The sequence below is a fragment of the Nitrosospira sp. Nsp14 genome, from assembly GCF_900113575.1.
Lineage (GTDB): Bacteria > Pseudomonadota > Gammaproteobacteria > Burkholderiales > Nitrosomonadaceae > Nitrosospira.
In genome coordinates, this window is record NZ_FOPV01000005.1 from 13,275 (window position 1) to 35,719 (window position 22,445).

Here is a 22,445-nt window from a genome sequence, read left to right on the forward strand (position 1 = left end):
GGCGAACGGATGGATATGATCTTCAGTGTAGCAAAAGGGAACAGGCGTGCAACCATGAAAGCGCACCAGGGCCAGTGAGCTCGTCCCAACGTTTCCACCCAATTCAATACCCCAGCTCTCCACATCCTGCTCATCCTGCCTTGACAGCTTTGGATGCATGGCCTACGGTGAAAACGAACCTTCGATGAACTGCCAATGATCCTTGCCAAACTGTTCGCCGGACAAGGTCTTTGGCGCTCCCACCTTTTGTGGTTTCATAGGAGAGCAGGCATGAAAACAAAAGATGACACCATGACTTCCCGGCGCCAGTTTGTCAGTGGCGTGACTGCGGGTCTGGCTGCGGCGCTGACTACCCCCGCACTTGCCCAGCAGGGAGCCGCGGCTTCCAGCTCAAGAGCGGATACGCCGGGCCGGCGCGGGCAATCCAGCAAACAGGACCCCACTACCCAATACCGGCGTCCTCCCTTTCCCCCGCAGCAGCAGGACCCTCCGGGGCTTGCCGGCAAAATGGACCCCCGTCCGGATCATGGCGAAACGAGCTACCGGGGGTCCGGTAAGCTGGTCGGCAGGAAAGCCCTTGTGACCGGGGGCGATTCCGGCATCGGCCGGGCCGCGGTTATCGCCTTTGCGCGGGAAGGCGCCGACGTTGCGATCAACTATCTGCCCGTAGAAGAGCCTGACGCGCGGGAGGTGGTCGAGCTGGTCCGGGCGGAAGGGCGCAAGGCGGTTGCCATCCCCGGCGATATCCGGGACGAGCGCTTCTGCGTCAAACTGGTGGCCGACGCGGTGCGGGAACTGGGCGGGCTGGATATCCTGGTCAACAACGCGGCGACGCAGGTAGCCCAGCATTCAATCGAGGAACTGACGACCGAACAGTTCGACTCCACGTTCAAAACCAACGTGTACGCAATGTTCTGGATCACCAAGGCGGCCATGCCGCACCTTGAACCCGGCTCGGCGATCATCAACACGTCGTCCGTGCAGGCTTACGATCCATCCCCTGGACTGCTGGATTATGCGCAGACGAAAGCGTGCATGGTGATCTTCACCAAGTCGCTGGCCAAGCAGGTCGCAAGGCGGGGCATTCGGGTAAATGCGGTGGCGCCGGGGCCGTTCTGGACGCCTCTGCAACCCACCGGCGGTCAACCTGCCGAAAAACTAATAGACTTCGGGGAACACACGCCTATGGGGCGCCCTGGCCAGCCCGCCGAACTGGGTGCTCTCTATGTGTACCTTGCATCGCAGGATGCGAGTTATGCGACAGGACAAGTGTACGGAGCGTCAGGCGGAGAGGGGAATCCCTAGCGTGTTGTCCGGAGGTCGCTTCCTTAACCAGCAGGGAATTACGTATGTCGACTGTCAAGGGCTGTCGAAGCCGGTTGAGGCTGATTTGACGTGGATTTCGGGTATCCATCCCATCTTCATATACGTCATAATTTGACATCATATTAATCGACGGAGCACGAGTCATGCAAAGCATTCAGAGGATTACGCCGTGTTTGTGGTTCGATCGTCAGGCGGAGGAGGCGGCTGGGTTTTATACCGGTATTTTCCGGAATTCAAAGATCCTGAACATCTCCTACTATGGAGAGGCAGGCCAGGATGTCCACGGGCAGGCGCCGGGAATCGTGATGACCGTCGCTTTCGAGCTCGATGGGTATAAATTCACCGCCCTTAATGGCGGGCCCCACTTTAAGTTCAACGAAGCGATCTCATTCCAGATCAATTGCGACGATCAGGAAGAGGTGGATTTTTACTGGGAGAAGCTGGGCGAGGGCGGTGACGAGAAAGCGCGGCAATGCGGCTGGTTAAAGGACAAGTATGGCGTTTCCTGGCAGGTGGTCCCCGTTGTTCTGATGGAAATGCTGAACGACTCCGATAAGCAGAAATCCCAAAAGGTAATGAAAGCGATGTTGCAAATGAAGAAAATCGACATCGCCGAACTGCATCGAGCCGCAGTCGCGGAATAGCTCAATTTCATCATGAAATCAATCGTAGGGGATAGCCTCCCTAGTCGGGGGCTACGGGCAATTCTGCAATAAATGGAACGCTGTTGAAAAGGTAATACACTCTATTTATCAGGCATGCTGTCTTTATGATGCTTCCCGGTATGTTCGCTATGCCACCGACCATGGTGCCCTTCCGAATCATCCTGTTCCCATGCAATTGCACGTTCGTTTCTTCCTAATTTTCGACAAGGAGAATAATCATGCCCAGAATTGAGGGAACAAATGGTGGCGATAACTTGATAGGCACGAGCGTTGATGACTCGATTTACGCTCTTGGTGACGCTGACTTTTTCGAAGCGGGCGCAGGCAACGACCATGTGGACCTCGGCGATGGCGATGACCTTGGCTCTGCTGGACCAGGTAACGATTATGTAGACGCCGGGAATGGCAACGACTTCGTAGACGGCTTGGACGGCAGCGACATACTGCGCGGCGGCGAGGGAAATGATTCACTCTTCGGGGGTTACCAAGTGAACTACACTGGTATCGTCGATAAACTCTACGGAGACGCTGGTAACGATTATTTAGTCACGTCTGACGGTAATGATTATCTAAACGGGGGAACCGGGCAGGATACGCTTAATGCAGGATCGGGAAACGATTCCCTCTACGGCGAAGCTGGTAACGATGCTCTGCTTGGGGGAGGCGGGAATGATTATCTAAACGGCGGGATGGGGCAGGATTCAGTTTATGGAGGAGCGGGAAGGGATACGTTCGATTTCGATTCTGCAAAAGAAAGCAAAACCCAGACACCGGACATCATAAGGGATTTTAGCGGTTCCCAAAGAGGAGAGGGCGATGTCATAGACCTTGCGGCCCTTAACATTACAAGCGTCGCGAGCCTCTCATATACTAATAGTGTGTTGGCCGCGAATGCGTCGGGCGGCAACCATATTGAAATATTTCTGGAAGGAAATCCCCCGTTGAACCTTTCAGTGGACGTAATATTGCAATGAACCGGTAGTGCTCTGCCAGTGGTTTTTCATACGCCATTGGTAGAGTGATTCTTTCGTAATGCAGCAAGCAGGGCGCAATTATCCGGCAGCTTCACGGGTTGATCTGCCGGGCGTGCCAGATCCTGTTTTATGATTTAGCGCCGTAATTTTATCTTTCCAGGCTTCCCTTCCGTCGATCTCGAACTGAAACTGATACAGGTCACAAATAAGCGCGTCGATGCATAAGCTGGCAACAGCCACAAATCGAGTATTTTTGACCCTGGTTCTAGCAGCCTATTGGCATGCCTTCAGCTTTTCCACGAGATGAGGTACCGCTTCGCTGCGAAGCTGAAGGGTCAGTCGTGATCCTGCTGTATCGCGAAAAACAAGCAGATAGTCTTCTTCAGTGAGTGAATGACACATTTCCAAGTCTTCAAGAGGCGTAGGGTATTGTTGAACAATGTTATTGCTATCTGACATCTTACCCAATTGATTCTCAAGCTCTACCACTTGCCTGCTTAGTCCTTCACAATTCCTTTGAATGCGCATCGCAGCGTTCTGAGCCGTACCGGCAAGTTCTTGCAATTTAGTAATTTTTTTCTGAACCTCAGGGTTGGGCTGCATTTCAATGATTTGTCGTAGTGCGACGATTTCCCGCGCAATGACATGTATATCGTCAAAGTTAATGCTCAGCTTGGTTTTTGGATCCATTATTTTCTCCCCATAAGCGTGTAAACACTACGCATTTTTTAAGTATTAAAGCAAAGTGAATAGTTGCAATAATGGATACTGTGATTGGCGGAGATTCAATCTCCACCGCATAGTCAACTCGGCAGACTCCCTTTGTCCCGGGTGGCTCGATCTATCATTTGCCCTTGCGGTCCATTAGATAACGGAGAGGGATTTCCGAATAGCTGTAAATTCTTACAGGTAGAAAAGTCCCAGTCAGTTTCTCGAAACGGGAGAAGATGCGTGGAAAGGCCGTTTCAAACATACAATGGTCCTTAAGGGTCGTGGTTCTAAAGAACCACTTAAATTCAACATAGATCACGCGATAAACGAATACAAGGCAGCTTGCACATGCCGAATTGCCTTAAAAAAGAAACCGAAGGAGTGCGTCTGGAGGATGCGTTGCCGCGAGCTATGGCTACGGGTAACCGAACGCGAACAAAGGGAGGGCTATCGACCTATGCATCGCTGCAGGTAAGGCCCTCCGCGATGATGCAAGCAGCGCGGCCCCACCGCGGGAGAACTACGGCGCACGTTGTCGAACTCACCGCAGGTAGAGCGGCGGTCCCGGGCAGAATTCTTCCCCAAAAAATTTAATCCTGCTGGGCTTGCTCTCCCATTTCCCGATTACTAAGCTGATTCATCCCGCCTGAAATGGCATACCGCATGTGCCACGGTAAAGACGCATGCGCCAAAGGCGCATGTGCGTGGGAATGGTATGCGGATGTTTGGCCGCGTATATTTGAATTGATCGGGCCGCGTACTTTTGCGGTTGACGGGGAGGTACATCATGACCGAAGACTTTACGGGGCTGCCTGTGGGCACCCGGCTCGATGATCAGCTGCCTGGCATAACGTTCTTGAAATATGGCGGGATCATTGGTGGAATCGTGGTCGACACGCCGAGCGGGCATGTCGCAAGCTTCAACGACGCGCCGGGCTGCGAGTTTTGCGGCAGTGGGGCGAGGATCACATTTTCCGCGTTACAGCGCAGCGTAAGTCTGCATGTTGGCCTGTTGCCGGTTACAGGGGTCACTGTCCAGCAGGACTTGCGCCTGACGGGACTGGACGCTGGCGGCATGACGGTAGCGACGGCAATCGCGAACGTGACGGCGGGGGCGGGCTTTGACAGGACCCTCGATCTTGCCATCGCCGAGCCTCGAATCGCCACGGTGGTGCTCGAGGCGGTCAACGATCCGGCACTGCTGGCCGCTATTGCCGTGCGCGACATTACTTTCGAGGAGACAACCGCCGGACAGGCCGATTTCTTTCTTACAGGTCCTTTGGGTGAGACGCTGGTCCAGGGGGGTGCGGCGGCCGATATTCCCGTCACCATCATGCGTATCGGCGGATCGAGCGGCGCTATCGCGTTTACGTTCAGCCAGCTGCCGGCAGGCGTAACCGGAAGCGTCGATCCCAATCCCTCGCTCGGCACGGGCATCACCCTGCGTGTGCAAGCGGATGCCAGTTCGATGCCGGAAACGCGGCTGGTCGTCCTTACCGGAACGCCCGCCCCCAGCGCCGGGCCGGCGCCGCGTAGCCTTGCGATGGTTATCGCGACGGCGCCGAAGCTGCGCATATTCGGCTCTGCCGATATCGACTTTGCCGGTTGCAACCCGCAAGGCGCGCGTGGCAGCGTCACGCGTGACTATTGGGTGATCCGCGACCCGAGCGTAACAGGTCCGATAGCTGTCTCGCTTGAAGGGCTGCCGACAGATGTCACGGGAACGGTCGATCCGCAGACGCTCTCGTTTCCCGGCAGCGCGATCGGCGAGCGCGTCACGGTCAATCTGAGCACGATAGCAGGACCGACGGTACCCGACACCGCGGCTACGCTGCACCTGGTCGGAAGCGGAATTGATCTGCCGTTTTCGGTCCTTGTTCACGGCAGCTGCCCCCAGCAGAACCGCAACTTCGTCATTCGCGGGCAGTTCGGCTATCTCAACGCCAACAGCGTGGAGCCGAGCGTGGGTTTCCAACCGTTGAAAGGGGCGCAAGTGGAGTTTTTCCGCTACCGTTCGGACTGGTACGACGACAAGGTGGGCGAGACCTACACGGATGAACAGGGGCTCTTTACCCTAGATCTCTACGCCTCCATCGACGGGGATTATTACGCGCGCCTGCGACTGTTCAGCCCCGAGGTGGAGGTCGAGGATGCGGATAACTCCAGTGTCTGGTCGATCGACACTGCGCATCAGTCAAACAGCGGCGGTCTCATCGAGGTTGGAACCATTCAGATTTCCCGCGACGGTGGCGAGGGGACGCCGCGGGCCGCGGTGTGGCAGGGCTTCCGCAATGCCGCGCGCGAGTTTCCGGACAAATTTGGCGAAGCCGTTCCCGGCGGATTTTTTAATGTCCAGATCTGGCGAGGCCATCTCACGCCGCTGACATGGTATGACGAAGTCCATTGGGCCCACGGTTATCGCACGGGCGAGAACGGGAATCCATACAGGGCAACTACGCACGAGTTCGCCCATGTCTTCAGGGACGTGCTGGATGGTCCCGAATCGCATTGGCATGGCGACGACCTCCTCTATGTGTATGGCCGCGGGCATGGCTCATGCATCGCCCCGGTGACAGGCTCAGCCAATGCGGGGTTCGCATTCCATGAAGGATGGGCGGAATTCTGGTCGAACGATACGACGTGCTGTCCCGGAGATGAAAGCAACCAGGACATCGAAGGCACTGTCGCGCACGATCTGGAGAACCTTGCGGGCAAGCTTCCCGGGAATGTTTCAGATCAGCGGAAAGGCATGCTGAGCGTGTTGCAGCGCGGCCCCAACCTGATCCATTCGGATGAAGAGTTCCGGCGCGAGTATGCGTTGCAGTTCCCCGGTATTCCGGTGGGGAATATCAGCGACGGCTGTTCGGGGGTCGAGAACAAGCAGGCATATTTTGAACTGGACCCTGCCTGGCAGCGAAAAAACCTCGTGGTGGCGATCGAGGCAAGGCAGAAGGCGATAGCGGCCTTCAAGGAACAGCAGCGCTATAGTACGGGATTGAGAACCTTCATGCTGAGGGCGGCGATCGAGGAAACCAGCGTCGTCATTCAACGCATGAACGAACAACTGGTCGAGCTTGACCGCGGCGGGCCTCCCGAGCGTTATCTGAAGCAAGCGCCCTTCCAGCGCCTGCGGCGCGCGGAATTCCTGAGCCTGCGCAGGGCTATCCAGGTGCGCGCGCTGCGAGATGCTTGCGGGTCGGTCCCCTCGGAACAACGCCGCGAGATTGAACGCCGGATTCGCCTGTTGGAGGAGAGCCGCATCGAGGATGCAGCGCTTGAGACGCTGCTGCCGTTGCGCGCCGTGGCCGGGGATGACGCTAGCCACCCCGTTCGAGAGGGCGGACAAATAGCTTAAAGGGCCATAGCGGGGCCATAGCGGAGGTATGACTATTGGGTCTACCCCTTATTGAGGCAATTCGCGCGCCCCTTTCGCCTTGACAATTCAAATCCTTTATCTACATTTGAAGCATGAGCATTGCTATTGAGAGGTTGGCAGTCCCTTTCTTTTGTTGAAAACCGAAGAGGATTCATCATGAAGGTCATCCGTGGCTTCAAAGTCCCTGGCTTTATCCTCGCTGCGGCATTTTCTGCTGGTCTGGGTTTCGGCACCAGCGCCTTCGCCCAAGTACAACATTCATATCTCATCGACCTCAACAGCAAGACGGCAACCGATCTTGGCACTTTGGGCGGTACTGGCATCTATGATTACGCTTATGCTACCGGAATCAACGACGCCGGGCGGGTGGTGGGCCGTTCCTCCACGGGCCCAGGTGGTCAGCGCGCCTTTATCACCGGCCCCAATGGCGTGGGCATGACCGATCTCGGGAGCCTCGATGGATTTGAAAGCTCCGCCTCTGGCATCAACGCTGCCGGCCAGGTGGTGTTGAATTCTTCGGGATTATTTGGCCCGCTGCAATCACCTGGCGGACATGCTTTTATCACCGGCCCTAATGGCGTGGGCTCGACCAATCTCGGTACGCTTGGGGGAGTGAACAGTTACGCTGTCGGCATCAACCGCACCGGACAGGTGGTGGGAGCCGCCGATCTACCTGTAGGTTTAGGTGAACCTCCCCCTCCCAAAGGCAACTATGCTACTCATGTTTTCATCACCGGTCCCAATGGAGTAGGCATGACGGGCCTTGCCCATTTGGGTGACGTAAAATTCGGGGGCGTCCAACCTGCGGGCATTAACGCTGCCGGACAGGTGGCGGGAACTGGTGGAGACTTTCTGCATCGGCATGCCGTCATTACAGGCCCCAATGGCATGGGCATGACCGATCTCGGTACGCTGGGGGGGAAAAACAGTTTCGCTTCCGGAATCAACGACACCGGGCAGGTGGTGGGGCGGTCCATCACGGCCGCAGGTTCTTATCACGCTTTTATCACCGGTCCCAATGGTGTGGGCATGACCGATCTCGGAACGCTGGGCGGAGGTTACAGTGAGGCCTCTGGCATCAACGACGCCGGGCAGGTGGTGGGGTACTCCAGGGCGGCCGCAGGTTCTTATCATGCTTTCATGACCGGCCCTAATGGCGTCGGTATGTCAGACCTTAATACGTTAGTGCATATGCCGGATGGGGTTGTGCTAACCAATGCAACCGGAATCAATAACGTGGGACAGATTATTGCCGTGACTACCCCTGTCCCTGAACCCGAAACCTACGCCCTGCTGCTGGCCGGCCTGGGTTTGATAGGGGGGGTCATGGCGCACCGCCGCAAGGCTGCCTGAACAACTCGACCGGACTCCTTAAAACCCTCTTGCCAGCTAAATGAGGTAATAATGCCGCCCGGCATATTGTTGCACAATGGCTTCCTTTTGCTACACTAAAACGACTATGCCGGGGTAGCGGCGTTTCTATCATAAGCTTTCTGGCTTTCAGGTATCCCCGATCTTTTGCTGAGCAACAGCCAGCTCATAGGATTTTTGCAGGTTCATCCATAAATTGGGGCCGGGACCGAAGAATACGCCAGGCGCATGGCGATATCATGCCGCGCTGCTCGTTGATCATTTCATAAAGACGGTTTTTAGGTACCCCGATTCGCACGTCAGGGCAGCAGCGGTCACGCCTATGGCTTCCAGCCCGTCGGCCAGGATTTCTCCCGGATGGGTTCTGCCAGGTTCTTCATATCTTGCTCCCTAAGTGATAGTCCACGATCTTGACGTTTTCTGCCCCCTCGTTCCAGGTAAAGCAGATGCGCCATTGCATATTGACGCGGATACTGTACTGTCCGGCCCTATTCCCGGGCAGTACGGCAGCGAATTTTCTAGAATACGGCCGCCTCGGCAGTACCGATCAGTGTGACGAGTGAATAAAATGCCTGCTGCCCGGGCCCTGGACCGGCAATTGTGGTTGGATGAGTGGCCGTAATTCCGGCGACCTCCACATCTATCGGCACGTTATGGTCAGTCACAGTAATCGCAGGCAAAACCAGGGTAAAGGTCACCACTTCCAAATCCGGAATTTGACTGAGTGTTACAGTTACCAACTGCCCAAGTAGCGTATTTTCAACTGTCAGTTCTTCGTTGGCGAAGCTTCGGTTCAGCTGGTCGTCACGATAGACGAGACTCGAACCAGTGAGGGTACCAGTCCCGTACTCTACGTTTATGGAATCGCCACTGAGGCTGAATAGATTGGCTGGGATACCTTCAGAACGTCCTTGCATGACAAATACCCTTATGAAGTTAGTCGATCAAATGTGCCCGGTGAGGAAACGACCGCCATCGCGACGTGCCATACCTGCCAGGGCCGCACGATGCGAGCTGCCTCTGTGTAGCGACACTGCCGGGTTAATCCGGGCCAGTCCATTTTTCATTTCAGGTTGCTCCGGGACAGATGCCACTGAGGCAAAAGTATTCTGCGGCTCGCAGGTCGTCCGTTCGATGTCGCACCCAGCGGACCGACGTCCCTGTTCGGGAGACTGACAGGAACTCATGACCAGACAACGCACGCCGTCTTACCTCAATTTCGATAAACACAGCTATCCCTGGAAACCCGATATCGACTATCGCAAGGAGCCGGAAACGTATCGCGTCGGTAAAGGCGAGCAGGGCGTATTGATCTGCGAGCCCTATAAAAGCGAGTTGACGCCGCACTGGCGTTTCAAGACACCCGAACTGGCAAACCGGAGCAGCGCGGTGCTTTACCAAATGTTCGAAGAGTATCTAAAAACGGGGGATTTCGTCGGCGCCGACATGGCCCGAAAATTCCTGCAGATGGGTTACACCCGCGCGAGGCGGTATGCCAATTACAAAGGCGGGATCAAGTATGACAAAAACAACGCTTACGCTTTACGCGAAAGAGGTACCGGCGACCCGGAGAAAGCGGAAAGCGCAACGATTTTCCACCAGAAATGGAAGCAGGCCGAAGCGCATCCGGAATATGCCACTCGAAAAAAGGCATGGCGGGAGCAATATGGATGAAGCTTATCCAAGCTTCCGGAATATTTGCCGATCCCGGTGGCCGTACAGAATCAACAGGTCAATGCGCCTCCCGCATTCCAAATTTCAAATGGCGGGCTCTTTACTAAGGCGCCTCGCCACTTCAATGACGTCTTTTCAGTGAATTTTTTTCCTTACATGGCGTTAAACTTCCACGGTCTCGCGTACCAGTAGATTGGTGCCGTGCGAGACTAATACTTCACATCAAAATAAGGCAGAACCAAGGGGTAGTCATGAACGAAGTTAGCGTATTTAAAAATCAAGAGCTTTCTTTACAGTTAAACGAAAAAACGCTTGCTGACCTGATTCTCAACTTTCTGGGGAAAAAAGAAAAATTAAATTATAGGGAAGGTTTGACATTCGTCTTGAGCCATAACGACATAGAGCAGTTTTATTATCTTCTCAATAAAAAAATCGAAAAAGAACAGAATATTCACATCGAACATTTTCTGGTCACGGTGTCCTACCATGATAATACGGAACGCGAAATCTCAGGTATAGAGGCACTAAACAAATATCTAGAAACGCGAGATGTTTATCCTGAAAGCGTAACCCTTACCTGGAATATTGTCGTCAAGTATCCAAACGCCGAAACAATAGAAAATCAAGTGATTGAGTTAACTTTTGTAACGACCGCCGAAAAGGAGTTAGGAAAAAAAGGTGACGAAGTAGATACCGATGGCGCTGTGATTTTATCCATTAGTCACACAAATCAAGCCTGGGGGATTGAGGTTCTGAATTTACTAAAAGACAAAATTCGTCAAGTAGCCCTGTTAAGGCCTCAACGCTATTTACTCGCTCGCAAAATATATTCTACATTCTATAGAAGGGAACGATTCAGTTTGTTTTTGACGACGATGATGATGATTGGTATGACCGCATCGATGTTTTTTGCAGAAGATAAGAAATCTGATCAGCCTTCACATTACAAGTTTTTAGAAGCTGTAAGTCAATCTGGACTAAGCTCCGAAGCAGCCGTCGCTATTATAGCGGTGGAAAAAATGCGACCCGAATATTTGGAAGCCACCGCTGATAAGTTAATTAAACACCCAGATTTAAAAGAGAGTTTGAGGACGATATCCCAAGTAAAAAATACTAAGGACTCATTAGCTAAACAAGTGTTATGGGGCTTTACGGCGCTAAATGCTTGTCTCTTCTTCTTTTACCCGTTCTACCTAAAAAAAGTAATGGCGCATTTTGGAGAACGAAGTCATATTCTTTTAACGAAAAGAGCGGGTTCAAATCGTATAAATGAATTAGCAGGGAAGAGCAAGGGAGAGTTTTACTCCCTAACATTTATAGCATTTTCCTTGGCAACAGGAATTGTTGGAAATTTTATTTATCAATTTCTTATCAGAAACTGATTAAGACGCGATAGCAAGTCGACTAGAGCATATTAACACTAAGAAAAGTTTCAACTCTGGCCCTCAGCGGTAACGGAGTAATATGTTTTACGAGTACCTAGAGCGATGGGGGTTAGAACCCGACGGCGACCCCATCATCACTCGCGGCAGCAGGCTTCTGCCGGTGCGCGCGGACGGGGCGCCGGCCATGCTCAAGGTAGCGATGGACGCCCAAGAGAAATTCGGTGGGTTGTTGTTGAGGTGGTGGGATGGGAAGGGGGCGGCGCGAGTGTTCGCGCACGATGGTGACGCATTGCTCCTGGAGAGGGCCGAGGGTCCTTCTTCGCTCGTTGAAATGGCTAAGGATATGGCGCCCGGCGGCCGCGACGATGATGCCAGCAGGCTCATTTGCCAGGTAGTCGCTGAGCTGCATACACCGAGACCGGGAGGGCGTCCCCATCTGGATACTGCGGATCTTGTTCCGCTTGCGCAATGGTTCAGGGAGTTGGAGCCTGCCGCAGCAAGGCATGGCGGAATTTTGACCGAGTGCGCCGCAGCCGCACATGAGCTGCTGGCGGCGCAGCAAGATATCGTGCCGTTGCATGGCGACATTCACCACGGCAATATCCTCGACTTCGGTCCTCGCGGATGGCTGGCTATCGATCCGAAGGGTTTGATCGGTGAACGCGGGTTCGACTACGCCAACCTGTTCTGCAATCCTGAGGCGGAAATTGCAGCAGCGCCAGGGCGGCTGGCTCGCCAGGTTGACGTCGTCGCGGAGGCCGCAGGTCTCGAGCGGCGACGGCTATTGAAGTGGATTATGGCATACGCAGGGCTTTCCGCCGCCTGGTTTCTTGGTGATGGAGAATGGGAGCCGGCAAAAACCCCTCTCGCGGTCGCCGAACTGGCGGCAGCAGAACTGGCGCGCACAGCGTCATGACTAAAAATTGCGCTCAGGCTGCAGTAGCGGTTTTTGCGAATCCTGATTCAATATTGGAAACTCAACGTTTGCCCGATGCGTCCACTATCGTTGGCTATCGTCGGCGCCCTAACATACGGAAATAGAGAAGAGCACGCCCATGCCAAAAGTATACAACTCCATTATTGTGCCTGCTCCGGTCGACGAGGTATGGTCGAGGATACGTGATTTCCATGACTTTTCCTGGGCACCCACCCTGGTTACTTCCTGTGAAAAAGTGGGTGAGGGTGATGGATCCACAGTAGGTGCACGGCGACTGTTGAACGGCATATTCCTGGATACGCTTATCGCCTATAGCGCAATCGACAGGCGGATGATGTACTCCCTTAATGACGGCCCGTCTCCGGTCTCATCCAGGGAGATCCACGATTATGTGGGCAACCTGCATCTGTTGCCGGTTACGGACGACAACATCACGTTTGCGGAATGGTCTGGAACGTGGGAATCGGACACAACGGATGCGGTCGAGTACATGAACGGCGTGTACCGTTCTCTTCTCCGTGACCTCGCAGCTGCATTTGGCGCCAAACGCTAGCAGCATCAAAGGCGCACCAAAGATTATGTGTTTCCCATACCCGTGAAGCTGGGGAAAAGCTGACCGAGTACGTGAAGGGTGTAGTTAACAGCGATCTACGCAGACTCCGCCTATCGCTTTATTGTGATGGTGGCGGGCTCACGGGAGAACGCGCGAAGTGATTCAGCAATATGTCGAACGAAAGGAAATCCGGGAACTTCGAATAGGAAGCAACGCAATCCCGAGTTGTTGTGTGCGCGTGCCAAGCGCGATGCTCTCGATGTAGCATCTATCCTTGCTTCTACAGGACGATTGCAGTCACGAAAGCGATCTTTGGGTTGCAACTGTCAGACGAGACTCCTCCGGTTCGGCTGTGGCAGGGTCCGCCGGAATGCCGGTTTCCTGTCCGTAGTACAGTACGCCCAGCTTGATGCGTTCGCGCCCCGTTGCGACGCGGTGGTTGTTGGTGTCACGCAACGAATAAGCACAGCCACAGTACTCCTGCTGGTAGAAATTCTCGCGCTTGCTGATCTCGATCATGCGTGCCGAACCGCCGCCCTTTCGCCAGTTGTAGTCCCAGTACAGCAGGCCCGGATAGCGTGCCGCGGCGCGGTGCCCGCTGTCGTTGATTTGTTGCATGTTCTTCCAGCGAGAGATGCCGAGCGAGCTAGTAATGACCGGAAAGGCGTGTTCGTGCGCATACAGCGCGGTGCGCTCGAAGCGCATGTCGAAGCACATGGTGCAGCGGATGCCCCTCTCCGGTTCGTTTTCCATGCCCTTGGCGCGCGCGAACCAATTGTCGCGGTCGTAGTCTGCGTCGATAAAGGGCACGCCAAACTGTTCCGCAAAACGGATGTTCTCGTTCTTGCGCAGTTCGTATTCCTTCAGTGGATGGATGTTCGGGTTATAAAAGAAAATGGTGAAATCGATGCCGGAGGCGAGCATTGCTTCCATCACTTCGCCGCTGCATGGCGCGCAACAGGAATGCAGCAGCACTTTGTCGTGGCCATTTGGCAAGGGCAGCGGATTACGCTTGAAGTCTGGTTTGTGGTGCATGTCGTTCACCTTGGCTGATTGCGATGCGCACGCGCCAGTTCGACGAAAGCGCGCAGGTAGTCAATATCGGCATCGCTATTGCGGATGCCCAGGAAAATCTGCTTGGTGATACCCTGTCGGCCCAGCTTAACTGGCGCGATGTCGAGCTTGTCGGCATATTCCTCGACCAGCCAGCGCGGCAGTGCGGCTACGCCGCGGCCGCTGGCGACCATTTGCAACATGATGTCAGTAGTCTCGATGGGTTTGTGCCGTTTCGGGCTGATACCGGCGGGCATCAGGAACTGCGTATAGATATCAAGACGGTCGATAGCGACAGGATAGGTGATCAGCGTCTCATCGGCAAGCTGCTCTGCTTGTACGTAAGCCGCATGGCGCAGCGGATGCTGTGGGCCGACGCCCAGCACCTGCTCGTAGTCAAACACGGGCTCGAAATGCAGGCCGGTCCTGTAGAGCGGGTCGGGTGTCACCAGGATGTCGATTTCATAGCCGAAGAGGGCGCCGAGGCCACCAAACTGAAATTTTTGCTTGACATCCACATCCACTGCCGGCCAGGCGGCGAGGTAGGGCGACACGAGCTTGAGCAGCCATTGGTAGCAGGGGTGGCATTCCATACCGATACGCAATGTGCCGCGTTCGCCCTGCGCAAACTGTACGAGGCGCTCCTCCGCATACAAGAGTTGTGGCACCAGTCGGTTGGCCACCGCAAGTAGATATTCTCCTGCCTGTGTGGAGCGCAGGCTACGGCCCTCGCGATGCCATATTGCCACGCCGAGCTGATCCTCCAGCTTGCGCACGGCATGGCTCAACGCCGATTGCGTGAGATGCAGTTTTTTTGCTGCGGCGGTCAACGAGCCGTGTTGCTCGACCGCGCGAACGATTTCAAGGTGGTCGCGTTCAAGAATGGCCATGCCGTATCGTTATGTATGAGTGAGGTTAATTGATGGATGAAATAATACCATTTTTATTCATGAATTATGCGGCCTAGAATGGCGCTACTTTCCACTCGCTCAAGGCTAAACACCATGACACTCACGCACAACCTCGGCTTTCCGCGCATTGGCGCCAAGCGCGAACTGAAATTCGCTCTCGAATCCTATTGGAAAGGGCAATCTTCTCGTGACGAATTGAAGACATTGGGCGCCGAGCTTCGCCGCCGGCATTGGCAGGATCAGGCAGCGTTGGATCTCGTGCCGGTCGGCGACTTCGCCTTTTACGATCAGGTGTTGGACATGAGTTTCACGCTCAGCAACCTTCCGGAGCGCGTGCGCAGCTTTCACGGGGATGCGCTGGACAACTACTTCCGTGTGGCGCGTGGACGTTCGGCCGAGTCGGCCGATGAGCATGCCCACTGCTGCGGTGGTGTCGCAGCCGGCGAAATGACTAAATGGTTCGATACCAACTACCACTACATCGTCCCCGAGTTCAGCGCTACTACCGAGTTCAAGCTGGATCCCTCGCGTCTACTGGAGCAACTGGCGGAAGCCAAGGCGCAGGGCGTCAAGGCCAAGCCGGTGATCGTCGGTCCGGTTACTTATTTGTGGTTGGGCAAAGCCAAGGATGATTCTGACAAGCTGGCCCTGCTGGAGCGGCTACTGCCCGTCTATGCCGAACTGCTGGAGAGTCTGGCGGCCGCAGGCGCGGAATGGGTGCAGATCGACGAGCCTGTGCTTGTTACCGAGCTCGATGACGCTTGGGCGCACGCCTTCAACCTGGCGTACCGCCACCTCAAGTCTTGCCGCGTGAAGCTTTTGCTGGCCACCTACTTCGGCGCTCTGCAGGGGAACCTGCATCTGGCCGCCAACTTGCCCGTGGCTGGTCTGCACGTCGACACGATCAATGCGGGCAGCGAAGTGCGGAGCCTGCTCGATCTGCTGCCTTCCAATAAAGTCCTTTCGCTGGGCGTTATCAACGGTCGCAACATCTGGAAGACCGACTTGAACGCGGCGCTCGACTGGCTGCAGCCGCTGCACGAGCGCCTGGGCGAACGTCTGTGGATCGCACCGTCGTGCTCGCTGCTGCACGTGCCGGTCGATCTGGATAGCGAGCAAAAGCTCGACGGCGAGATAAAGTCCTGGCTCGCTTTCGCGAAGCAGAAGCTCGATGAACTGAGCGTGCTCGCCACCGCCCTCAATCAGGGACGCGCCGCGGTACAAGCCGAGCTGGAAATCAACCGCGCCGCCATCGCAGCGCGTCGCAACTCGCCCCGGGTCAACAACCCCGCGGTCAAGGCGGCCATCGCCAAAATCGACGGCAAACTCGGCGAACGCAAGAGCCTCTATGCCCAACGCGCTGCCAAGCAGTCCGCGCGGCTGAAGCTGCCGAAATTCCCCACCACCACCATCGGCTCCTTCCCACAGACGGCGGAAATCCGCCAGGCACGCAGCCAGTTCAAGGCCGGCGAGATTAACGAGGCGGCTTACAAGGCAGCCATGCAAGCGGAAATAGCCCGCAGTGTGCGCGAGCAGGAAGCACTGGGATTGGACGTGTTCGTGCACGGCGAGGCCGAGCGCAACGACATGGTCGAATACTTCGGCGAGCAGCTTGATGGTTACGCTTTCAGCCAGTTCGGCTGGGTGCAGTCCTACGGCTCTCGCTGTGTGAAGCCACCCATCCTGTTTGGCGACATCAGCCGCCCCAAGGCCATGACGATCGAGTGGATCAAGTACGCGCAATCCCTCACCGACAAACCCATGAAGGGCATGCTGACCGGCCCGGTCACAATTCTGAACTGGTCGTTTGTGCGCGACGACCAGCCGCGCTCAGTGTCTTGCTACCAACTTGCGCTAGCGATGCGTGAGGAAGTGCTGGACCTGGAAAAAGCAGGCGTGCGCGTGATCCAGATCGATGAAGCCGCCCTGCGCGAAGGACTGCCGCTGCGAAAGTCGCAGTGGAAGGAGTACCTTGACTGGGCCGTCGAATCGTTCCGCATCACTGCCAACGGCGTGGAAGACGAGACTCAGATCCACACCCACATGTGCTATTCGGAATTCAACGACATCATCGCGTCAATTGCCAACATGGATGCCGATGTGATCACCATGGAAACCTCGCGTTCCGACATGGAGCTGCTAGACGTCTTCGACAACTTCAAATATCCAAACGAGATCGGCCCTGGTGTCTATGACATTCATTCGCCCAACATCCCAAGCGAGCAGCACATCGTCGAGCTGATGAAAAAAGCGGCCGAGCGCATTCCCCCCGAGCGCTTGTGGGTCAATCCGGACTGCGGCCTCAAGACCCGCCAATGGAATGAAGTGATTCCGGCGCTGACTAACCTCGTTGCAGCGGCAAAAACCTTGCGCGCCACGGTTGCCTGATCGTTTCACTCCTTGCGTCCGCGCCGAGAACAGCAGTCTTACCTTTCCTAGTCCACTGCTTCAGTCCGTGTACCGCCCGGTCCACGGACAACATTGGCGCGGTAGCCTTAGTCGATTCGGTGTTACTGACACTTCGTTGCTTCTACGGTTATGTCGCCCCTCTACTAACGGAAAAGGCCGCCAAGCGGCTGAACTCCGGCCTTATGAATTGAGGTTGGTTTTTTTAACGCAATCCCAGGAAACTCAAAACGGCGATAATGACCACAATCAATCCGACCCACCAGATAATGCTGTTCATGGCGTCTCCTTAATAGTAGTTATAGGTTGAAAATCGCTGAATCTTGAACAGCTTCAACACTACTCTTCCGCGCAGCAGTTTTCTGCGCGTCAGCGCACATAACGCTCATCAATAAGTCTCGAGGACCTAGAAGAACACCCGCGAGGCGCTGCCACTCAGGCGCGTTACCGTAAAAAAATCGCGCTGTCCGCTCGCCGGAACGATCGAGAACCGGTGGAGGGTTGTAATTCCAATTGTACGGACGGATACCATCTGTTCCCCCGGAATATTGATTCTGGGCAATAGAATTCTGAAGGTGGTGCCGCCTGTATCGACTGTCATCCGGATTGTGACGGTGACGAGCGTGCCGATTTCGTTATCGGCCTGACCGATCTCGGCGCCACTGAAATTGAGTGTCTGCTGCAGGTCCTGGTAGGTGAAATGCCGCTTGCCGTTTATGCCCATTGTCAAATAGACCACGTGAAGACGTTTACCGCGCAGTTCGTAGGGGTTTGCCGCTGCGCCGATAACCGGGTTTGTTGCCGTGGGTCGCTTCTTTGTTTAAACCTTCGCAGCGCGGAGGGCGCTGCTTCCTTCATGCCCTTTTCATACCTTCTCTCCGTTTATAGGCTGGCGACAGGAAATTACAAGGCAGCGCCGGTCAATACTTTAACGCGCGATTCGCACTTTGAAGAGGACCGGAGCACCAATCGGCATTGACGCGACGTCATGTTTTTGGTTAAATCGGGGAGACAGAACAATCGTTCTGTGTCAGTTCATCAGATAGAACCATGCATGCGATGATCCTGGTAGCCCGGTAGGGGCCGTGATCCCGCTGCTTGAGCTGGCTATCGCGTGTACCCGGAGGGAACTTGAACAATTTGGTAGAGCTGGGTCGGGAGCGCGGCGCGGTGGCGGAGCAGGGGGCGGAGCTGGCCGACGTGAGCGGGCTGGTGCCCGCGCTCAAACGGCGCCATGCGCAGCGTATCACGGGTGAGCTCATGATTCCCGCACGCGCCGCACGTTTCGCGGAATTTCCAGATGGGCTTGACGCGCGGATTGCCGAGGGTTTGATCCAGCGCGGCATCAGGCAACTCTACAGCCATCAGCGCGAGGCGTGGGACCGCATCACGGCTGGCGAGCATGTTGTCGTCGTCACCCCGACAGCCTCCGGCAAGACGCTGTGCTACAACCTGCCGGTGATCCAGGCGGTGCTGCAACAGCGGTCCAAGGCTCTCTATCTTTTTCCCACCAAGGCGCTGGCCCAGGATCAGGTGGCGGAGCTGCTGGAACTCAACCTGGCGGGCAACCTCGGCATCCGTGCTTACACCTTCGATGGCGACACGCCGGGCGATGCGCGCAAGGCGGTGCGCACCCACGGGGATATCGTCATCTCCAATCCCGACATGCTGCACCAGGGCATCCTCCCGCACCATACGAAGTGGGCGCAGTTCTTCGAGAACCTGAAATTCGTGGTCATAGACGAGATGCATACCTACCGCGGGGTGTTCGGCTCGCACGTCGCCAACGTCATCCGGCGCCTGAATCGCATCTGCGGGTTCTATGGCGTCAGCCCCATCTATATTTTTTGCTCGGCGACGATCGCGAATCCGGGGGAACTGGCGAGCGGGCTGCTTGGCCAGCCCGTCGGGGTGATCGACCAGTCGGGCGCCCCGGCGGGGGAAAAGCACCTGCTGTTCTGGAACCCGCCCATGATCAACGCGGATCTCGGTCTGCGCGCCTCGGCCCGCTCCCAAACCACCCGCATCGCCCGCAGCGCCATCAAAGCGGGGCTCAAGACCATCGTATTCGCCAATACCCGTCTGATGGTGGAAGTGCTGACCAAGTACCTGAAGGATGTGTTCGACAGCGACCCACGCCAGGCGCCGCGCATTGCTGCTTATCGCGGCGGCTACCTGCCCACGGCGCGGCGCGATACCGCAACGCGGCTGCGGGGAGGCGAGCTCGACTGCGTGGTGACGACCAACGCGCTGGAGCTGGGGGTGGATATCGGCGGCCTGGATGTGTGCCTGCTCAATGGCTTCCCCGGAACCATTGCAGGCACATGGCAGCGGCTCGGGCGGGCAGGGCGGCGCAATCGGCCCGCGATGGGTGTGCTGATCGCGACCAGCGACCCGCTCGATCAATACATCATCCGCAATCCGGAATTCTTCACGGCTGCCTCGCCCGAGCGCGGCTGCATCGATCCCGACCAGTTGTTGATCCTGATGGACCATATCCGTTGCGCAGCATTCGAGCTGGCGTTCCAGGACGGTGAACGCTTCGGCAGCGAGCCGCTGGCCGAGATGCTCGGCTATCTCGAATCGCAAGGCGTGCTGCATCATGAAGGGCAGCGCTGGCACTGGATGGCGGACAGCTATCCCGCCAGCAGCGTGAGTCTGCGCTCGGTGGCGGACGGCAATTTCGTGGTGGTGGATGTGACTGGCGGCAAGCAGGACGTCATTGCCGAGGTCGATTATTCCAGCGCGGCATTGACGCTGTACGAGGGAGCGATCTACCTGATCCAGGCCAACCCGTGGCAGGTGGAGAAGCTGGACTGGGAAGGGCGCAAGGCCTTCGTCACCCGCACGCAGGCCGATTATTACACCGATGCGATCGACTACACCAAACTCAAGATACTGGACTGCTTTGAAGAAGATAAGCCGTCAAAAGGGGCAAACGGGGCAAACGGGACGAACGGCATAGGCGCCGCAAACGAGGCGGGTGGGCTTTGCAGCCGCGGCGAGGTGCATCTGGTGCGCCGCGTTGCGGGCTACAAGAAGATACGCTACTACACGCACGAAAACGTCGGTTACGGCAAGGTGAACCTGCCGGATCACGAGATGCACACGACGGCGGTATGGTGGCAGGTCAATCCCGGCGTGCTGGAAGCTGCATTTCATGCCCGCTGGCAGGCGCTGGACGGGTTTCTCGGCGCCGCCTATGCATTGCATCACGTGGCGGCGTTGCTGACGCTATCGGAGCGGCATGACCTCGGGCGCGCCGTGGGCGATGGCGAAGGCACTTGGTTTGCGAGCGTCGACCAGAATGGCCGCGGCAATCCCAGGAGCATCTCAGGCGAAACAGTCGAGATCAACGAGCGGCAATTCGTCCCCACCGTTTTCCTGTATGACAATTACGCGGGCGGCATCGGCCTTTCCGCGCCGCTGTTTGACCTGCGCCATGAAATCGTTTCGCGCACCATAGAACTGGTGCAGGACTGCGGCTGCCTGTCCGGTTGCCCCGCGTGCGTCGGCCCCATCCTCGCCTCGGACGAGAGCCGGGGTTACGCCCCCAAGCAGGCTGCCCTCACGGTGCTGAAACTGATATCGAATTCATGTGAGCGCCAAACCCAAACATTGGAGCCGGAGACGCCATGAGCCTGGCCCAGCGTCTCGCCCTGCTGAAAGGGAACAGGAATCCCAACCCCAATGCCGACGGTACAGCGGACGGCAGAACAGACACCAACCGCGATGGGGCGGATGACGGCGGGATTCGGGCTGCGCCGTTACCGGAGCCGGCATCCGCTATTGTTCCGCTGGTTTCCCGCCTGAGGCGCCTTTACCTCGACGGCGGGAGCGACGGTTCGTCCTATACATCCCGGCGGGCAAAACGCAGCGACGCCGAGGTTGCCGCGCACCTGCGCGGTGACGTGATTGCGCCGGGCCTGATCCAGGTGATTCAGCATATTCCACTTGCAAGTTGGCATGGCAAGGTCGCATTTTCAGAGTTGGCGCAAGTGTCCCTCGCGGCGCTCGGCATGCCGGGTGAGGCCCTGCCGGATGGATTGCTGTTCCTGGATACCGAGACCACGGGCCTTGCCGGCGGCACCGGCACCTTGCCGTTCATGGTATGCCTTGCGCGTATCCAGGCGGAACAGTTGCAGCTCGGGCAATGGATACTGACCGGGTTCGCGGGGGAAGCAGCTTTGCTGGCGACGGTCTCCGGCTGGATCAGGCCCGCGGCTCACTTGGTTTCGTACAATGGCAAGAGTTTCGATGTGCCGCTGCTGGTTACCCGCTATCGGCTTGCCCGGCAAGCCGATCCGTTCGCGAACAAGGACAAGGCCCATATCGACCTGCTGCATCTTACACGCCGCGCCTGCGGGCACGGGTGGGAAGATTGCCGCTTGCAGACTGCGGAGCGGCGGCTGCTGGGGTTTATCCGGGAGGACGATTTCCCCAGTCACCTGATACCCCAGGCCTGGAGCGACTTTGTGCGCGGAGGAGGGGTGGAATCGTTGAACGCCATCGCGGAGCACAACCGTCATGACGTGCTGTCGCTCGGCGCGCTGCTGGCGACGATCGCCAGAATCTACGCCGAGCCTGGGCACGAAGCGGCCCATGCGCTCAAAATCGCGCAGAGCCATGCTGTTCGCGGCAATGCGCCGCATGCCATCGACCATCTCACCCGCGCCTGCCGCGAGCTGGACGAAGCGGCGCTTCTATTCCTGGCGAAGCTGCACCGGCAGCAGGGCCAGGACGAACAGGCGCTCGCCATCTGGCGCCAGCTCAGACAGAACAGCTGTGTTGCGGGGATTGAGGCCCTGGCCAAATACCAAGAACATGTCACACGTGAGTTCGAGGCTGCGCTGGAACTGGCGGAGGAATTGCTACGGTTGGACCCTGCCAGCCACATTCATGCAAAGCGGCGCGATCGGCTGTGCCAGCGGCTGGCGAGGCCGAAGGCATGAAGAATGTGTAATGGAGAGAACCGCGGGAGCAAAGGAGAAACCTGGGGGGAAACCCCGGGGGAAACGTCGGGGTCTGATGGCCTACCCCGACGCGGAAGCTATCTTGGCGATGAATCACTCCACTATCGACCTCGACCTTAATCGCGACCGA

At 56.6% G+C, this 22,445-nt stretch carries 18 protein-coding genes; 12 read left to right on the forward strand and 6 right to left on the reverse strand.

From position 1 onward, the window contains the following. Nucleotides 1-270 precede the first annotated feature (270 nt). From BM022_RS04470 to BM022_RS04480, 3 genes are all read left to right on the forward strand, one after another. Entirely contained in the window at nucleotides 271-1,305 is a 1,035-nt protein-coding gene (locus BM022_RS04470) for an SDR family oxidoreductase (protein WP_091137245.1), read from the forward strand. Nucleotides 1,306-1,469: 164 nt separating this feature from the next. After that, nucleotides 1,470-1,970, forward strand: coding sequence for a VOC family protein (locus BM022_RS04475; RefSeq protein WP_091137246.1), 501 nt, complete (start codon nucleotides 1,470-1,472; stop codon nucleotides 1,968-1,970). 239 nt (nucleotides 1,971-2,209) lie between these two features. Next, nucleotides 2,210-2,965 carry a calcium-binding protein gene (locus BM022_RS04480; RefSeq protein ID WP_091137248.1) on the forward strand — a complete coding sequence of 252 codons (756 nt, stop codon included), beginning with the start codon at nucleotides 2,210-2,212 and terminating at the stop codon, nucleotides 2,963-2,965. Nucleotides 2,966-3,238: 273 nt separating this feature from the next. Here BM022_RS04480 and BM022_RS04485 read toward each other — a convergent pair whose 3' ends face one another. Continuing rightward, nucleotides 3,239-3,655 carry a hypothetical protein gene (locus BM022_RS04485; RefSeq protein WP_091137249.1) on the reverse strand — a complete coding sequence of 139 codons (417 nt, stop codon included), beginning with the start codon at nucleotides 3,653-3,655 and terminating at the stop codon, nucleotides 3,239-3,241. Nucleotides 3,656-4,463: 808 nt separating this feature from the next. Here BM022_RS04485 and BM022_RS04490 point away from each other — a divergent pair. Then, the gene (locus tag BM022_RS04490) at nucleotides 4,464-7,031 is read left to right on the forward strand and encodes a hypothetical protein (RefSeq protein ID WP_091137251.1); all 2,568 of its coding nucleotides are present in this window, start codon (nucleotides 4,464-4,466) and stop codon (nucleotides 7,029-7,031) included. Nucleotides 7,032-7,208: 177 nt separating this feature from the next. Further along, entirely contained in the window at nucleotides 7,209-8,405 is a 1,197-nt protein-coding gene (locus BM022_RS04495) for an HAF repeat-containing PEP-CTERM protein (protein WP_091137253.1), read from the forward strand. 394 nt (nucleotides 8,406-8,799) lie between these two features. Here BM022_RS04495 and BM022_RS04505 read toward each other — a convergent pair whose 3' ends face one another. After that, nucleotides 8,800-8,964 (reverse strand): type II toxin-antitoxin system RelE/ParE family toxin, encoded by a 165-nt coding sequence (locus BM022_RS04505; protein ID WP_091137255.1) that lies wholly within the window; start codon nucleotides 8,962-8,964, stop codon nucleotides 8,800-8,802. Further along, a complete protein-coding gene (locus BM022_RS04510) occupies nucleotides 8,942-9,340 on the reverse strand; it encodes a hypothetical protein (RefSeq protein ID WP_091137257.1) in 399 nt (132 codons plus the stop codon). Before BM022_RS04510 ends, BM022_RS04505 begins: the two co-directional genes overlap by 23 nt. A 268-nt stretch (nucleotides 9,341-9,608) precedes the next feature. Here BM022_RS04510 and BM022_RS04515 point away from each other — a divergent pair, with 268 nt between their 5' ends. The 4 genes from BM022_RS04515 to BM022_RS04530 all read left to right on the forward strand — a co-directional run bounded on the left by BM022_RS04515 (nucleotide 9,609) and on the right by BM022_RS04530 (nucleotide 12,972). Beyond that, the gene (locus tag BM022_RS04515; protein WP_091137259.1) at nucleotides 9,609-10,097 is read left to right on the forward strand and encodes a DUF4385 domain-containing protein; all 489 of its coding nucleotides are present in this window, start codon (nucleotides 9,609-9,611) and stop codon (nucleotides 10,095-10,097) included. 251 nt (nucleotides 10,098-10,348) lie between these two features. Further along, a complete protein-coding gene (locus BM022_RS04520; protein ID WP_091137260.1) occupies nucleotides 10,349-11,479 on the forward strand; it encodes a hypothetical protein in 1,131 nt (376 codons plus the stop codon). An 82-nt stretch (nucleotides 11,480-11,561) separates the two neighbouring features. Beyond that, entirely contained in the window at nucleotides 11,562-12,398 is an 837-nt protein-coding gene (locus tag BM022_RS04525; RefSeq protein ID WP_091137262.1) for an aminoglycoside phosphotransferase family protein, read from the forward strand. 139 nt (nucleotides 12,399-12,537) lie between these two features. Further along, a complete protein-coding gene (locus BM022_RS04530; protein ID WP_091137263.1) occupies nucleotides 12,538-12,972 on the forward strand; it encodes an SRPBCC family protein in 435 nt (144 codons plus the stop codon). A 297-nt stretch (nucleotides 12,973-13,269) separates the two neighbouring features. Here the strand turns inward: BM022_RS04530 and BM022_RS04535 are convergent, their stop codons facing one another. Together BM022_RS04535 and BM022_RS04540 are read right to left on the reverse strand one after the other, a co-directional pair. Further along, on the reverse strand, nucleotides 13,270-14,007 hold the full coding sequence (locus BM022_RS04535; RefSeq protein WP_256208927.1) for an epoxyqueuosine reductase QueH: 738 nt from the start codon (nucleotides 14,005-14,007) through the stop codon (nucleotides 13,270-13,272). Between the two features lie 5 nt (nucleotides 14,008-14,012). Continuing rightward, nucleotides 14,013-14,909 (reverse strand): LysR family transcriptional regulator, encoded by an 897-nt coding sequence (locus BM022_RS04540; RefSeq protein ID WP_218146835.1) that lies wholly within the window; start codon nucleotides 14,907-14,909, stop codon nucleotides 14,013-14,015. Between the two features lie 120 nt (nucleotides 14,910-15,029). Here BM022_RS04540 and metE point away from each other — a divergent pair, with 120 nt between their 5' ends. Then, nucleotides 15,030-17,324 (forward strand): 5-methyltetrahydropteroyltriglutamate--homocysteine S-methyltransferase, encoded by a 2,295-nt coding sequence (gene metE, locus BM022_RS04545; RefSeq protein WP_091137268.1) that lies wholly within the window; start codon nucleotides 15,030-15,032, stop codon nucleotides 17,322-17,324. Between the two features lie 424 nt (nucleotides 17,325-17,748). Here metE and BM022_RS04550 read toward each other — a convergent pair whose 3' ends face one another. Next, nucleotides 17,749-18,066 carry a hypothetical protein gene (locus tag BM022_RS04550; protein WP_256208947.1) on the reverse strand — a complete coding sequence of 106 codons (318 nt, stop codon included), beginning with the start codon at nucleotides 18,064-18,066 and terminating at the stop codon, nucleotides 17,749-17,751. 407 nt (nucleotides 18,067-18,473) lie between these two features. Between BM022_RS04550 and BM022_RS04555 the strand changes: the two genes are divergently transcribed. Both BM022_RS04555 and BM022_RS04560 read left to right on the forward strand, forming a co-directional pair. Further along, nucleotides 18,474-20,981, forward strand: coding sequence for a DEAD/DEAH box helicase (locus BM022_RS04555; protein ID WP_218146828.1), 2,508 nt, complete (start codon nucleotides 18,474-18,476; stop codon nucleotides 20,979-20,981). Further along, a complete protein-coding gene (locus BM022_RS04560) occupies nucleotides 20,978-22,294 on the forward strand; it encodes a ribonuclease H-like domain-containing protein (protein WP_091137271.1) in 1,317 nt (438 codons plus the stop codon). The genes BM022_RS04555 and BM022_RS04560 overlap by 4 nt, the downstream gene beginning before the upstream one ends. Nucleotides 22,295-22,445: the final 151 nt, after the last annotated feature.